The 15,649-nt window shown below is 32.4% G+C and carries 16 protein-coding genes; 11 read left to right on the top strand and 5 right to left on the bottom strand.

Going from position 1 to position 15,649, the window contains the following annotated elements; genetic code table 11:
• Window positions 1-12: 12 nt before the first annotated feature.
• The 5 genes from KPL54_RS23425 to KPL54_RS23405 form a co-directional block, all read right to left on the bottom strand.
• Window positions 13-720, bottom strand: a complete 708-nt coding sequence (locus KPL54_RS23425; protein ID WP_216108910.1) for an MIP/aquaporin family protein — start codon at window positions 718-720, stop codon at window positions 13-15.
• Between the two features lie 78 nt (window positions 721-798).
• Window positions 799-2,289 carry a glycerol kinase GlpK gene (glpK, locus tag KPL54_RS23420; protein ID WP_216108909.1) on the bottom strand — a complete coding sequence of 497 codons (1,491 nt, stop codon included), beginning with the start codon at window positions 2,287-2,289 and terminating at the stop codon, window positions 799-801.
• A gap of 131 nt (window positions 2,290-2,420) precedes the next feature.
• Window positions 2,421-2,786 carry a DUF1667 domain-containing protein gene (locus KPL54_RS23415; RefSeq protein ID WP_216108908.1) on the bottom strand — a complete coding sequence of 122 codons (366 nt, stop codon included), beginning with the start codon at window positions 2,784-2,786 and terminating at the stop codon, window positions 2,421-2,423.
• A 6-nt stretch (window positions 2,787-2,792) separates the two neighbouring features.
• A complete protein-coding gene (locus tag KPL54_RS23410; protein ID WP_216108907.1) occupies window positions 2,793-4,052 on the bottom strand; it encodes an NAD(P)/FAD-dependent oxidoreductase in 1,260 nt (419 codons plus the stop codon).
• 15 nt (window positions 4,053-4,067) lie between these two features.
• The gene (locus KPL54_RS23405) at window positions 4,068-5,507 is read right to left on the bottom strand and encodes an NAD(P)/FAD-dependent oxidoreductase (RefSeq protein ID WP_216108932.1); all 1,440 of its coding nucleotides are present in this window, start codon (window positions 5,505-5,507) and stop codon (window positions 4,068-4,070) included.
• 311 nt (window positions 5,508-5,818) lie between these two features.
• Here KPL54_RS23405 and KPL54_RS23400 point away from each other — a divergent pair, with 311 nt between their 5' ends.
• From KPL54_RS23400 to KPL54_RS23350, 11 genes are all read left to right on the top strand, one after another.
• A complete protein-coding gene (locus KPL54_RS23400; protein WP_216108931.1) occupies window positions 5,819-6,388 on the top strand; it encodes a glycerol-3-phosphate responsive antiterminator in 570 nt (189 codons plus the stop codon).
• Between the two features lie 237 nt (window positions 6,389-6,625).
• Window positions 6,626-7,264, top strand: a complete 639-nt coding sequence (locus KPL54_RS23395; RefSeq protein WP_216108906.1) for a histidine phosphatase family protein — start codon at window positions 6,626-6,628, stop codon at window positions 7,262-7,264.
• Between the two features lie 107 nt (window positions 7,265-7,371).
• Window positions 7,372-7,539, top strand: a complete 168-nt coding sequence (locus KPL54_RS23390) for a hypothetical protein (protein WP_162855523.1) — start codon at window positions 7,372-7,374, stop codon at window positions 7,537-7,539.
• A gap of 170 nt (window positions 7,540-7,709) precedes the next feature.
• Window positions 7,710-8,723, top strand: a complete 1,014-nt coding sequence (gene aroF / locus KPL54_RS23385; protein WP_216108905.1) for a 3-deoxy-7-phosphoheptulonate synthase — start codon at window positions 7,710-7,712, stop codon at window positions 8,721-8,723.
• A gap of 12 nt (window positions 8,724-8,735) precedes the next feature.
• Window positions 8,736-9,596, top strand: coding sequence for a prephenate dehydrogenase (locus KPL54_RS23380; RefSeq protein WP_216108904.1), 861 nt, complete (start codon window positions 8,736-8,738; stop codon window positions 9,594-9,596).
• A complete protein-coding gene (gene aroB / locus KPL54_RS23375; protein ID WP_216108903.1) occupies window positions 9,589-10,665 on the top strand; it encodes a 3-dehydroquinate synthase in 1,077 nt (358 codons plus the stop codon). Before KPL54_RS23380 ends, aroB begins: the two co-directional genes overlap by 8 nt.
• A gap of 29 nt (window positions 10,666-10,694) precedes the next feature.
• Window positions 10,695-11,987, top strand: a complete 1,293-nt coding sequence (aroA, locus tag KPL54_RS23370) for a 3-phosphoshikimate 1-carboxyvinyltransferase (RefSeq protein ID WP_216108902.1) — start codon at window positions 10,695-10,697, stop codon at window positions 11,985-11,987.
• The gene (aroC, locus tag KPL54_RS23365; RefSeq protein WP_216108901.1) at window positions 11,968-13,038 is read left to right on the top strand and encodes a chorismate synthase; all 1,071 of its coding nucleotides are present in this window, start codon (window positions 11,968-11,970) and stop codon (window positions 13,036-13,038) included. The genes aroA and aroC overlap by 20 nt, the downstream gene beginning before the upstream one ends.
• 15 nt (window positions 13,039-13,053) lie before the next feature.
• On the top strand, window positions 13,054-14,175 hold the full coding sequence (pheA, locus tag KPL54_RS23360; RefSeq protein WP_216108900.1) for a prephenate dehydratase: 1,122 nt from the start codon (window positions 13,054-13,056) through the stop codon (window positions 14,173-14,175).
• Between the two features lie 30 nt (window positions 14,176-14,205).
• Window positions 14,206-15,030, top strand: a complete 825-nt coding sequence (aroE, locus tag KPL54_RS23355) for a shikimate dehydrogenase (protein ID WP_216108899.1) — start codon at window positions 14,206-14,208, stop codon at window positions 15,028-15,030.
• Between the two features lie 3 nt (window positions 15,031-15,033).
• The gene (locus KPL54_RS23350; RefSeq protein WP_216108898.1) at window positions 15,034-15,531 is read left to right on the top strand and encodes a shikimate kinase; all 498 of its coding nucleotides are present in this window, start codon (window positions 15,034-15,036) and stop codon (window positions 15,529-15,531) included.
• Window positions 15,532-15,649 lie beyond the last annotated feature (118 nt).

Raw genomic sequence — 15,649 nt, 5'->3', positions numbered from 1 at the left:
TTTTAAATGAAGTTAACCAAACATAGCAACGACTGCGAATGCTCCAGCAAGACCACCACAAATTGGAGCTACTACTGGTATCCATGCATATCCCCAATTAGAATCGCCTTTACCAGCGATTGGTAATATTGCATGAGCTATTCTTGGTCCTAAATCCCTTGCAGGATTAATAGCATATCCAGTTGGACCGCCTAAACATAAACCGATTACTAAAATTACAAATGCTGCAATAAGTGGACCAAATCCAGGAGATGATTTTGTTTGAGCAACTCCTAGTAATGCAAATACTAATACAAATGTACCTATAAATTCTGATAAAAAGTTTGCTGGTGTACATTTAATTCTAGGTGCTGTGCAGAATACAGCAAGTTTTCCTGCTTTGTTATCTGTAACTGCCCAATGAGGGTAATACATAAGCCAAACTAAAACTCCACCGACTATTCCTCCAAGCATCTCAGCTACGATATAACCAGGTACTACTGACCATGATAAACTACCAATAGCAGCGAGCGCTATAGTAAGTGCAGGATTAAATGACGCACCACTAGCTGTTCCAAAGATGTAAGCCGGAATACCAACTGCGAATGCCCAACCAAAAGCTATAACTATTAATCCGCCATCATGTCCATTTGTATCATCTAAAACTACATTTGCAACTACGCCATCGCCAAGAAGAATTAGTAACGCTGTTCCGAAAAACTCTGCATAATATGGTAACATAATATTATCCCCCTATATAATTTATTTAGTCCAGAAGTAAAATGCATTAAGCATTCTACTTCTGATAATATATTTTATTTATTCTTCCCAATCCCTAGACCTACCGACAGCCTTATGCCATCCTTTTAAAAGTTTAACTCTTTTTTCTTCATCCATTTTTGAACGGAAAGATCTAGATAATGCCCAGTTTTTTGAAATTTCTTCTTGACTCTTCCAATATCCAACTGCAAGGCCTGCTAAATATGCGGCACCTAAAGCTGTTGTTTCAATAACTTCTGGTCTATCAACTTGAACGTCTAATATATCTGACTGGAACTGCATTAAGAAGTTATTAGCACATGCACCACCGTCCACCCTTAATGATTTAAGTGTAATGCCTGAATCCTCTTGCATAGCTTTTAATACATCATTTGTTTGATAAGCTAGAGATTCAAGGGCTGCTCTTATAAAGTGCTCCTTTTTAGTTCCACGAGTTAAACCAACTATTGTTCCTCTTGCATAAGGATCCCAATATGGTGCACCAAGTCCAACAAAGGCAGGTACCATATATACACCGTCTGTATCTTCAACAGCAGTAGCGTATTCTTCTGATTCAGGTGAACTCTTAATCATCCTTAATTCGTCTCTTAACCATTGAATTGCAGCTCCTGCAACAAATACACTTCCCTCGAGAGCATAATTAATTTTACCATCAATACCATAAGCTATAGTTGTAAGTAAACCATTATGTGATTCAACTGCTTTTTCACCAGTGTTCATTAATAGGAAACAACCAGTACCATAAGTGTTTTTAGCTGTTCCAGCCTCATAACAGGTTTGTCCAAATAATGCAGCTTGTTGATCTCCTGCAGCACCGGCTATTGCTATTGGAGAGCCAAATATTGAACTGTCAGTATATCCATAACAATAACTTGATGGTTTAACGTCTGCAAGCATTGATTTTGGTATATCTAGAGTTCTAAGTATTTCATCATCCCATTTTAATTCATGAATGTTGAATAACATTGTTCTAGAAGCATTTGTATAATCGGTTACATGAACCTTTCCATTTGTTAATTTCCAAATCAACCATGTATCAATAGTACCAAATATTAAATTACCTTTGTTTGCTTCTTCTCTTGCGCCAGCAACATTATCTAGTATCCATTTAACTTTAGTTCCAGAAAAATAAGCATCAAGTATGAGACCAGTTTTGTCTCTTGCTATTTTATCAAAGCCTGTAGCTTTTAGTTCATCACATATACCAGCTGTTCTTCTGCATTGCCAAACAATTGCGTTATAAACTGGAACACCAGTGTTTTTATTCCAAACTACTGTAGTTTCTCTTTGATTAGTTATACCAATGGCAGAAATATCTTTTGCTGTTACACCAATTTTGGCCATAGCTTCTTGTGCTACACCTAATTGAGTAGCCCAAATTTCCATAGGATCGTGTTCAACCCAACCTGGTTTAGGAAATATTTGTGTGAATTCTTTTTGAGCTACACTTACAATTAGTCCTTCTTTGTTAAACAAAATACATCTTGAACTTGTTGTTCCTTGGTCTAGTGCAATTACATACTGAGCCATAATTTTTACACCCCTCATTAATTTAATTTGGTAACCGTTTACTTCGAATTTATAAAAACCACGATATTATATTGAATAATATCGTGAATCTTTCATTAATATAATACTAATATATTGTAATGATAATAGTATTATACCACGTAAATATTCTTAGTGGCTATAATATTTACTCCTGTATTAAGTACATTTTCGAGAACCACATCACCTATATGAATAGGAGCTTTCATTACAATACCTTTTAATGATTTTACACAATCAAACATTAAATCCTTTGGTATATCACTCTCAGTTTTTACAGGAAGTACTTTAGCGTTTCCTCCAGAAACAAAAACAGATGAAGTGACAATTCTTGTAGGATTAGTACATTCTTTCTTACCGTAAGTCTCACCAATCTTACAATTATTTCCTGATACGTTTATAACTTCTTTGCCCTTAAGTTCTACTGTAAGAGCACAACCTACAGGACAGCCTATGCACGTCAATTCCCTTGTACTCATAATATATTACTCCTTTTCAACTTTAATAGTAATTTTTTTGCAGTCACTATATTTATCAAAAACTGCCTTAGTTAATTTAACACTTTCCATTTCACCTGGTGTAAGTATCTTTTTCTTTAAATGCATCTCTCGAACATCATCAAAGTAGACAGATATATAAGCAGCTTTATGGACTTCGCCTACTCTAAATCTAACATCTATTGCATTACCTATGTTTTTAGGATTAATAGTACTTGGTACTGTATACCTAACTCCACCAGTTGCGATTACTTCAACACTCTGTCCCTCCTGGTGAATTCCTTTTATACAATCAGCAGCATTTTTACCAGCAGTATAACTTTCAGTGGTTACATTATCTACTAAATCATGAACGTGAAGCACATTACCACAGGTAAATATTCCAGGAATGCTTGTCTGCATACTTTCATCGACTATTGGTCCACCTGTAACTTTATTAAGTACAATATTTGCTTTTCTAGAAAGCTCATTCTCAGGAAGAAGTCCAACAGATAATAATAAGGTGTCACAAGCAATGTATTCCTCAGTCCCATTTATTGGTTTTCTGTTAGCATCAACCTTGGCAATAGTAACGCCGCAAAGTCTATCATGACCATGTATATTTATTATAGTTGTGCTTAATTTTAAAGGAATGTTAAAATCATCTAAACACTGTACGATGTTTCTTTTAAGTCCGCTTGAATGGGGCATTAACTCTACACAAGCTTTTACTTTTGCGCCTTCAAGAGTCATCCGTCTTGCCATTATAAGACCAATATCTCCAGAACCAAGGATTACTACTTCTTTTCCTGGCATTAATCCTTCAGCATTAACATATTTTTGCGCTGTCCCAGCAGTATAAATACCTGCACACCTTGAACCTGGAATGTTTAAAGCTCCTCTTGGTCTTTCACGACATCCCATAGCTAGTATAATAGCTTTTGCCTTAAGTTCTAAAATACCATCTTCTGTATTTACAGCTGTAACTTGTTTATCCGAATTTACATCTAAAACCATTGTATTTAGTTTATACTCAATTTTAAGATCAGTAGCTTTATCTATAAACCTTTGTGAATACTCTGGTCCGGTAAGCTCTTCTTTAAATGTATGTAAACCAAATCCATTATGAATACATTGGTTTAAAATGCCACCTAATTGATTATCTCTTTCTAAAATTAAAATACTGTCTATTCCTTGGTCCTTTGCAGAAACTGCAGCTGCAAGTCCTGCTGGACCTCCACCAATTATGATTAAATCATATTCTTGCATATTTATTCCTCCAATTTATAAAGATTGTTTATTTGTTCCAGTAATCAAAATAGAATTTCCACCGGATTTTGTAACTTCAGAGCGAGGTATATTAAGTTCTTTTGCTAAAATGTCTACAACTTTTGTTGAACAGAAACCAGATTGACATCTACCCATTCCAGCCCTTGTACGAAGCTTAACTCCATCAAGTGTTTTTGCTCCTAGAGGTCTTCTTATAGCGTCTATAATTTCGCCTTCTGTTACAGTTTCGCATCTACAAATAACTGTTCCATATTCAGGTATTTCTTTAATGATTGCTTTTCGCTCTTCATTAGACATTTCTCTGAATTTTCTTATACCTTTTCTTATTGGATTAAATTTTAAGTTTTTTCCTGGATTTAATTTATTTGTTACCATATCCACTACCATTAAAGCTATACTTGGAGCACTACTTAATCCTGGGGATGCTATTGATGCTACATTGATAAAGTCCTTAGCATCAGATGCTTCTTCAATAATAAAATCATCTGTTTCAGTATGAGCTCTATTTCCTGCGAAAGAAGTTATAACCATATTCATAGGGAATGCCATTTCAATGCTTAATTGAGCTTTTTTAATAATATCATCAATACCATCACGAGTTGTATCCAAATCTGCTTTGTCTTCTAAATCAACTGCATTAGGTCCAATTAGCAGATTGCCATCAACAGTTGGTGTAACTAGAACTCCTTTTCCAAGTTTAGTTGGAAGTTGAAAAATAGTATTTTTTATTAGAGATCCAGCAGTTCTGTCAAATAAAACATATTCGCCTCGTCTTGGTATTATATTGATTTTGTTCTTGCTAACCATATTATTCATTTCACCTGAATATAAACCTGCAGCATTTATTACAATTTTTGTTTCAATATCACCTTTATTAGTTTTTATAATATATCCACTTGAGCTCTTTTCAATATTTTTAACTTCAGTTTCAAATTTAAATTCTACACCGTTATTATATGAATTTTCAGCTAGAGCAATAGTCATTTCGTAAGGACAAACTATTCCTCCGTTTGGAGCATAAAGTGCACCAACACAATGCTTTGTTACATTTGGTTCCATTTCTCTAACCTGGTCACCATCAAGAATAACTAAATCAGGGACTCCATTTACTTTACCTTGTTCTAGTAAAAGTTCAATATCAGGCATATTCTTCTTGTCGAAACAAAGAACCAAAGAACCATTTCTCTTAAATGGGAAATCTAATTCCTTTGCAAGGTCCGTAAACATTGCATTACCTTTTGCATTTAATTTTCCCTTCAAAGTACTTGGCTTAGCATCAAAACCACCATGTACAATTGCGCTGTTTGCTTTTGTTGTACCAGAAGCAACATCACTAGATCTTTCAAGCACACATGTTTTTACATTATATTTAGATAACTCTCTTGATATTGAGCAGCCAATAACACCAGCTCCAATAATAGTTACATCAAACATCATTTTACCTCCTAAATGCAAATAAAAAGAGAACCTTGATTAATGGACATAACATGTCCATAGATCAAGGCTCTCTTTTCTCCGCCTTTACTTATTTAAGTACATATTATCATACTAATTAGACGATTACAAGGGTAAATACTAAAAAATACGTAAATTCTAAACGATAACATAATAATATAAAATTCTTGAATGAAAAATAATATTGTGATAGACTGAGCATAATAAAATAAATATGACTATAATTGAAAAACAATTTAAGGTAATATAAATTATGGTTTTAAATAAATTTTTTGGAGGAAATATCATTGGTGAATTTAGAACAACTGTTAATAGAAAACCCAGTTATTGCGGCAATAAGAAATGATAAAGATTTGGAAAAAGTAATTCTTAGCAAAGTTCTTATTGTGTTTGTCTTATATGGAAGTATAATGAATATTAAGAAAATATGTGAGAGTCTTAAAGAAGCTGGGAAAGTAGTATTTATTCATGTTGATTTAGTAGAAGGAGTAAAGGGTGATTATGCAGGACTGCTCTTTATAAAACAATGTGGAGATCCATATGGAATAATAAGCACAAGGCCTACTAATATAAAAAACGGAAAAAAATTAGGACTTTGCGTTATTCAAAGATTATTTGTATTAGACTCTTTGTCGCTTGAGACAGGAATAAGAAATATACAATCAATTCTACCAGATGCTGTAGAACTTTTACCCGGCATTGCAAGTAATATTATTAAAAATATTGAAAACGAAGTGCGAGTACCAATTATAGCAGGGGGCTTAATTCAAACTAAGAAGGATATAATGCAGGCAATTGGTGCAGGGGCAATGGCTATTTCTACATCAAAACAAGAATTATGGGGTTTATCTGAGGAATAATTTAAATATAAAGTAAAAAAATAATAGCCGATACAAAACATGTAGGTTAAAATATAGAAAATAACAACTATATCAATAATATGATATAGTTGTTATTAATTATATACTAGTGTAGGAGACGTTAAATTATGTTAGAAATTTGTGATACTAAAGGTATCACCGCTTAGTATATTTTGTACATTTGCTATATGCTATATTATGAAAAAACTAATAACTAATAATAGGAAGTGAATAATATTGAATACAACAATAACATTAGTAAGACATGGTGAAACCAACTGGAATGTTCTAGGAAAATTCCAAGGGTGTAAAGATATTATTCTATCAAATGAAGGAATACTTCAAGCTCAATATTTAAATGAAAGATTTCAAAACAAATTTGATTATATTTATACAAGTCCATTAAAAAGAGCACATGAAACAGCAGAAATCATATCCAAAGGTAGTGATATTATACCGATAGTTGAACCAGGTATAACCGAAATAGATTTTGGAGAGTGGGAAGGTCTTACCATTAAGGAAGTTGAAACAAACTTCCCAAAAGAATTAGTTCAATGGAGAACCGATGAACTTAATGGACCTATGTGTGGTGGAGAGATAAGTCTTAAAATTGCCAGCATGAGGGCTAAGGAGGCAATCTTAAATATCGCAACTAAGCATCCAGGGAAAAAAATCATTATAGTAGCTCACGGCGGAATTATTAAAGCTGGGCTACTAGGCATCTTTGACCTTAAAATGACTATGTATCATAAAATAGTTTTAGGAAATACATCTGTATGTAAAATAATTTTTGATAATGAATTAAGTCCTAAAATAATTACATTAAATGATACAAGCCATCTTCCTGACAACTATAGGATAAAATCTTATGTTTAGAATATTAAGAATTTAGAAGCAAATCCTTGACAAATACTCCAGTTTGTTATAATATTTAAACATTAAAGAATTTACAGGTACTAATTATAAATTTGTGAGGTATTATTATGAAAAATATCATTATTAAAGAAATCACTAAAAAAGTATATTTTTATTTTAGCTGGGGCTATCGTTATTTTAGCATTGGTTACTTTTTGTGCAAAAAAATATATAAGATTTCTTTAAATAATGAGTTTAGAAATAAAACTATAATACCGGCCTATGCTGAATTATAGAAAAAACTAAGTCTGTACGCAAGGAAGACTCATTATAGGGGTTCCTTCTTTTTAAAAAGGAGGTCCCATTATAAGGGGGCTTCCTTTTTTTTATAATTCTTTATAACAAATTATAAGTTAAGTATATTTTTTAAGCTAAGTTTAAAGTAATATTTTAGGAGGAGTTTTATATGGTAATCGTAATGAAAGCAAATGCAAAAGAGAATCAAATTTTGGCTATGAAGAAAAAATTAGAGGAATTAGGTTTCATGGTTCATGTTTCTAAGGGAGAAAGTCATTGTGTTTTAGGGCTCGTTGGAGATACAACTACAATAAACGAAAGTCAAATTGAAGCAGTAGAGTGTGTTGATAAGGTTATGAGAGTTCAGGCACCTTACAAAAGAGGTAACAGACTATTTCATCCAGATGATTCAATAATAAAGGTAGATGAGCTAACAATTGGTGGAAAAGAACTAGCGATAATAGCTGGGCCTTGCGCTGTTGAGAGCGAAGAGCAATTAATACATATTGCAAAAGATGTAAAAAGAGCAGGAGCTAATTTCCTAAGAGGAGGGGCTTACAAACCAAGAACTTCACCATACAGTTTTCAAGGAATGGAAGAAGAAGGACTAAAAATATTATTAGAGGCTAAAAAAATAACAGGACTCCCAATAGTAACCGAAGTTATGAGTGTTGAACTTGTTGATAAAATATCTCAATATGCTGATGTTCTACAAATTGGTGCTAGGAATATGCAAAATTTCGATCTTTTAAAGGAAGTAGGAAGATGCAATAAAACTGTTTTATTAAAAAGAGGTATGAGCGCAACTATTGAAGAGCTACTTATGTCTGCTGAGTACATAATGTCTGAGGGAAATGAAAAAGTAGTTTTATGCGAAAGAGGAATTAGAACATTTGAAACTTTTACAAGAAATACTTTAGATTTAAGCGCAATTCCTGTACTTAAGAAACTTAGTCATTTACCAGTTATAGTAGACCCAAGTCATGCTGCTGGAAAATGGTGGTTAGTAGAGCCGCTTGCAAAAGCTGCCATAGCAGTTGGTGCAGATGGTCTTGAAATTGAAGTACACTATGATCCTGCTAATGCACTTAGTGATGGCCCTCAATCTTTAAAGCCTGAAAAATTCGAAGCTCTTATGGACTCTATAAGAGTAATTGCAAAAACACAAAACAAAATAGTTTAAGAGGTGGTAAATTTGGATTGTACTGACTTTAATATTACAATTGTAGGCTTAGGACTTATAGGGGGTTCCTTTGCCATGGCACTAAGAAAATTAAATCCTAAAAACATTTGGGCTATTGACATTGATAAAGAAACGCTAAGAGTGGCGGAGGAAATGAATATCATTGATAAGGGATATTTAAGTCCAGAAATACCACTTAGTAATTCAGATATTGTTATACTTGCAGTTTATCCTCAAAAGACTATAAATTTTGTAAAAAGCAATATGGATTTATTTAAAAGTGATGCAGTTATTACTGATACTGCTGGAATTAAGAGCAATTTAATACATGAAATTATGCCTGTACTTAGGAAAGATTTAGATTTTATAGGTGGACATCCTATGGCAGGAAAAGAAGAATCAGGGCTTAAGGCTGCATCAAAGGATATGTTTAAAAATGCAAATTACATTATAACCCCGATTAATGGAAACAAAGAAGAAAATATAAATTTAGTAGGGACTATTGCTAAGGGTATGGGTTGCAAAAGAGTAGTGTATCTTACCCCGAAAGAGCATGATGATATAATTTCTTATACGAGTCAGTTACCACATATTATAGCTGTTTCTTTAATCGATTGTAATAGTTTAATTAAAGGGACATCTAAGTTCATTGGAGGAAGCTTTAGGGACACGACTAGAGTTGCTACTATAAATGGTGAATTATGGCCTGAATTACTCTTATATAATAAGGAAAATATAATTAGTAAGATTGAAGATTTTGAAAAAAACATAAAAGAAATAAAAACCGCAATAATAAATAATGATGATGTTTTTCTTAAAAAAAGGTTTGAAGATGCAACAAAGAAAAGAGAGGAGATTGTTAAAGATGTTTAATATAGAAGTTAAGGCTTCCAGCGGAAGTTATCCAATATATATTAAAAATGGATTGTTAGGTGAAATTGGAGTAGAAATTAAGAAGATATATGAAGGAAAAAGAATTGCTATTGTAACAGATGATAATGTTAACGAGTTTTATGGGCAAAAGACCATTAACTCATTAAAGGAGTCAGGTTTTGAAACTTTTAAAATTGTGGTAAAAGCAGGAGAAGAAAGCAAGTCATTTAAAACTCTGCTTGAGGTGTATGATAAACTCTTAGATTTTAAAATAAATAGAGGAGATATTATTATTGCATTAGGTGGTGGAGTGGTTGGTGATATGGCTGGTTTTGCAGCCTCAACTTTCTTAAGAGGTATTTCCCTTATACAAATTCCAACCACACTACTTGCACAGGTGGATAGTAGTGTAGGAGGGAAGGTGGCAGTAGATTTGCCGCGTGGTAAGAATCTAGTGGGAAGTTTTTATATGCCTAAGGCAGTTTTTATCGATCCATTACTTCTTAGAACACTTAATGATAAGTATTTAAATGATGGTATGGGTGAAGTTATAAAATATGGGGCTATCAAAGATAGTGAGTTATTTAATACCTTAATGAAATATGAAAATAAAGAAGCCCTTTTGAGAGAAATAGATAAAATTATATATACTTGTTGCTCTATTAAATCAAATATTGTTGAATTAGATGAGAAGGATACAGGAGAAAGAATGTTATTAAATTATGGTCATACCATTGGGCACGCAATTGAGCAGTTCTTTAATTTTACGAAGTATTCACATGGAGAGGCAGTAGCAATGGGGATGTATTCTATAACTAAACTCTCAGAAGAACTAGGATTAACTAAGATAGGGTCCTCTATTGCTATAAAAGATATTTTAATTAAGTATAATCTGCCATGGGAGTTGCCTGAAATAAGAACTCAAGCTATAATTGAAACTATTAGTCATGATAAGAAAAATATTGGGGGAGCCATGAATTTAATATTAATAGAATCCATCGGAAATAGCTTTATTGAAAAAATTGATAAAACTAAGATAGAGAATTATCTTCATAAAATCATAAAATGATTTATTATATTGAATTGGGGTGCTGAAAAATGAAATCAGTTATAATTAAACCTTCTTATTTAAATGGAAAAGTGAAAATTCCACCGTCAAAATCATTATCTCATAGAGCAGTTATAGCAGCAGGATTAAGTAATGGAGAATGTTCTATTGATAATATTAGTATGTCTGAGGATATAATAGCCACTTGCGAAATAATGGAGAAACTTGGAGTTGATATTAAAAAATTACCAAGTAACATTAAAGTATGTGGAAAAGGTAAGCCGACCTTTAAACTTAGTGAAAATCTAAATAATGAACTACAATGTAATGAAAGCGGATCAACTTTAAGGTTCTTAATTCCTATAGCGATGCTGACTGGAGAAAAAATAGTATTTAATGGTAAGTCTAAACTAGTACAAAGAACACTTAAACCATATTATGATATTTTTGATAAGCAGAACATAAATTACACTACAAATAACGGTAATCTGCCCTTAACGGTAGAAGGGAGCCTTGAACCTGGTGTTTTCGAACTTAGAGGGGATGTAAGTTCTCAGTTTATTACTGGACTTATTTATTCGCTTCCTTTATTACACGGGGATTCAATAATTAAGATTACTACTAAAATGGAATCTATTGGATATATAGATCTAACTTTAGATGTACTTTCTAAATTTGGTGTAAAAATAGAAAATAATAATTATAGAGAATTCAAGATAAAGGGTAATCAACAATACAAAAAGAGAGATTACAGAGTTGAAGGTGATTTTTCTCAAGCAGCGTTTTATCTTGCTGCGGGTGTATTAGGCGGAGAAGTGCAGTGTATGGATTTAAATATGGAATCTCTTCAAGGAGATAAAGTAATTGTAGATATAATTAAAAAGATGGGCGGAAATATTACTATTAAAGATGGTATTTTAAAGGCATCAAAATCAAATTTAAAAGGGACTATTGTTGATGCATCTCAATGTCCTGACCTTGTACCAATAGTTGCTGTTCTTGCTGCATTAAGTGAGGGAACAACGGAGATTATTAATGCAGGTAGAGTTAGAATAAAGGAATCGGATAGATTAAAGGCTATGGCAACAGAGCTAAATAAAATTGGTGCAGAAATTATAGAAAAAGAGGATTCACTGATAATTCATGGTAAGCCAAATCTTTGCGGCGGGGTTGTAAGTAGTTGGAATGATCATAGAATAGCTATGGCCATGGCAATTGCTTCAATTAGATGCAGCGAGGAGCTTACAATTGAAGATAGCGGAGCCGTAAAAAAATCATATCCAGATTTTTATGAAGATTTTAAGAGCCTAGGAGGGAAAGTTAATGAGCGGACAATGGGGTAAAAAAGTTAAGTATTCTATATTTGGAGAATCTCATGGTAGAGGAATAGGAATAACTATTGATGGATTACCACCAGGCATTAAGCTTGATATGGATTTTATAAATGGTGAAATGCAAAGAAGGGCACCAGGACGTGATGAATTTTCAACTAAAAGAAAAGAAGGAGACAAAGTTGAAATATTAAGTGGATATTTTAATGGTTATACCACAGGGACACCTCTTTGTGGCGTTATTTTTAACGAAAATCAAAATTCAAAAGATTATGACAAGTTAAAAAATTTAGCAAGGCCAGGTCATGCAGATTTCACCGGAAAAGTTAAGTATTCAGGTTTTAATGATTACAGAGGTGGAGGTCATTTCTCAGGAAGAATTACAGCGCCACTTGTTTTTGCAGGGGCGGTCGCAAAACAAATACTTTTTGATAAGGGAATTGTAATAGGAAGTCATATTTTAAGTATTGGGAATGTGTTTGACAACTATTTTGATGGTGTTAATTTAAAAATACAGACGTTAGCAGATGTTCTAAGAAAAGATTTTCCTGTGCTTGATGATTTAAAAGGGAAAGAAATGAAGAATATTATATTAAAAGCTAAGGAAGAGACTGATTCAGTTGGAGGGATAATCGAAGGCTCTATATTAAATCTGCCTTGCGGATTAGGAGAACCATTCTTTGATTCGCTAGAAAGTAATTTAGCACAATTGTTATTTTCTGTACCTGCAGTAAAGGGTGTGGAATTTGGAATGGGATTTGAAATAACAAAAATCAGAGGAAGCAAGGCTAATGATGTTCCTTATATATATAAAGAAAAGGTACTTACTAAAACAAACAACAATGGTGGAATAAATGGGGGAATATCTAATGGAATGCCTGTGATTTTTAGAGTTGCAATGAAACCTACACCTTCAATTGCAAAAACTCAAAATACTATTGATATGGCAACTGGTGAAAATTCAGAAATATCGGTTATAGGTAGACATGATCCTTGTATAGTTTTAAGAGCACTGCCAGTAATTGAAGCTTGCGCAGCAATGAGTATTTTAGATTTTATATAGGAGGAAGGTGTTCTAATGGATAATTTAGATGATTTAAGAAATAAAATTGATGAAATTGACGCTAGTCTTGTATCATTATTTGAAAAGCGTATGGAAACAGTTTTAAAGGTAGCTGAGTATAAGAAGGCAAATGATATTGCCATTTTAAATCAAGGACGTGAAGAAGCAGTTATAAAGAAAAATTTAGACATTGTTAAAAATAAGGATTTATACTCAGAGGTAGAAGAGTTTTTTAAATCAGTTATGGAAATAAGTAGAGGGTTTCAAGATAAAACTTTAAATAAAAGTCAAGTTTTACCTGCTGATAAGAATTTGACTGTTGGTTTTTATGGTGTTACAGGTTCATTTAGCGAACAGGCATTAAAAGAGTATTTTGGAGAAAAGGTGGACACAAAAGAAATAAGTGAGTTTGAAGATATATTTTTAGATCTTAAATATGGAAAAATAAATTATGGGGTTATTCCTATAGAGAATTCTTCAACTGGTGCAATATCTGAGGTTTATGACCTTCTTAATAAATATGATTTTTATATAACAGGAGAAAAATATCTGAAAATAAGTCAGAATTTAATGGGAATTAAAGGTTCAACATTAGATAATATTAAAGAGGTTTATTCCCATCCGCAAGGACTTGAGCAAAGCATGGAATTTTTAAAAGGATATAAACAGTGGAAATTGGTTCCTTATAAGAGTACTGCTAAAAGTGCAGAATTAGTTAAAAATAAAAACGATAAAACTCTAGCTGCGATAGCTAGCACTAAAGCAGCAGAGATATATAACCTTGAAATACTACAAAAAAATGTAAATTCAAATGCAACAAATATGACTAGATTTGTTGTCATTGGCAAAGAGATGGAGTCAAATACGAAAAGCAATAAAACAAGTTTAGTTTTATCAACTACCCACAAGGCAGGTTCGCTGTATCATGTCTTAAAGCATTTTGCAGAAAATGATATAAATCTTATGAAAATTGAATCTAGACCAATTAAAGATAAACCATGGGAATACTTTTTTTACATTGATTTCCAGGGAAATATTAACGAAAATAAAAGTATAAATACAATTGAACTAATAAAAAAGAATAGTCGTTATTTTAAGATATTGGGTAATTATAGAAGTGATATAATCAATATTTAATAATTGCTATTAAAGAAATGAGGGGAAGTTATGTCAGAGTTATATGGTCTACTTGGAGAAAAACTATCACATAGTGTTTCTCCGCAAATACATTCAAAAATCTTTAATAAATTAGGAATGAAGGGTTATTATCATTTGTTTGAAGTAGAAAAAAAAGATCTTAAAGCGGTTATGGAAGGGTTTAAGGTTATTAAACCAAGAGGTATTAATGTAACCATTCCTTATAAAATTAAAATTATGGAATTCCTTGATGAGGTTAGTGCAGAGGCAAAAGCAATCGGAGCTGTAAACACCATAAAGTTTGAAAATGGTAAAACTATTGGGTATAATACAGATTACTTTGGAATTGGAATGTTATTTAATAAAAATGATATACAAGTGGAAAATAAAAAAGCAACGATATTTGGTAATGGCGGGGTAGCAGTTGCTATGGTGAATTACCTTTTAAATAATGGAATCAGTGAAATTACTGTAGTGACAAGAAATGTATCAAAGCTTAAGGAAAATAGTAGCTTTAACTCTTGCAGAGTGATTTCTTATGATGAAATTCAGGAAATTAAAGAGCCGAGCATTGCGATAAACTGTACACCACTTGGAATGTACCCTAACCTAAACAATTCACCTATTGAAAAAAAATATATTGGTAAATTTACAAGTGCCGTGGATATGATCTACAATCCTAAAGAAACTCTATTTCTAAAGTATGCGAAAGAGGCGGGTTTAAAAGCAGTTAATGGTCTTTATATGCTTGTTGGTCAGGCAACTTGTGCTCAGGAAATATGGAATAATATTAAAATTCCAAAGGAAACAATTGATGAAATTTATGAAGAATTAGGTAGAGGAGTAGAGAATTAGAATATGAAAAATATAGTTCTGATTGGAATGCCCGGTTGTGGTAAAAGTGAAATTGGAGAAATACTTGCAGAGAAAATAGAGATGGACTTCATAGATGTAGATGTTTTTATTGAATCTAGTACAAGCCGTTCCATTACTGAAATATTTAAAAATGGTGAAGAAGTATTTAGAGATATAGAATCTATTGCAGTTAGGGACTTATCGAAAAAAAATCATGTAGTTATTTCAACTGGTGGTGGAGTAATTAAAAGATATGAAAATATATTAAATCTTAAGAGAAATGGCATCATTATTTACATCAATCGTCCAATTGAAAATATAATATCTGATATAAATATTGAGGGGCGCCCCTTACTTGCAAAGGATCCAGGTAGAATATCTAAATTGTTTGAGGAGAGAGGACCACTTTATAAAAAATATTGCGATTATGAGGTAATGAATATTAGGGAAATAAACGATGTAGTAAATAGTATTATACAAATCTATAACAAAAGTGTGTAGTCATTATTATAGTGAATACAATAATTTCCATAGCTAAAGAATCATTAATTTAATAAATCAAACTAAAAAGCTGTTGAGATTCAACAGCTTTTTAGTATTCAGATATTATTAGATGCAT

Source organism: Clostridium estertheticum, from assembly GCF_018861295.1.
GTDB classification, from domain to species: domain Bacteria; phylum Bacillota; class Clostridia; order Clostridiales; family Clostridiaceae; genus Clostridium_AD; species Clostridium_AD estertheticum_D.
This window is presented reverse-complemented; position numbering and strand designations above follow the sequence as displayed.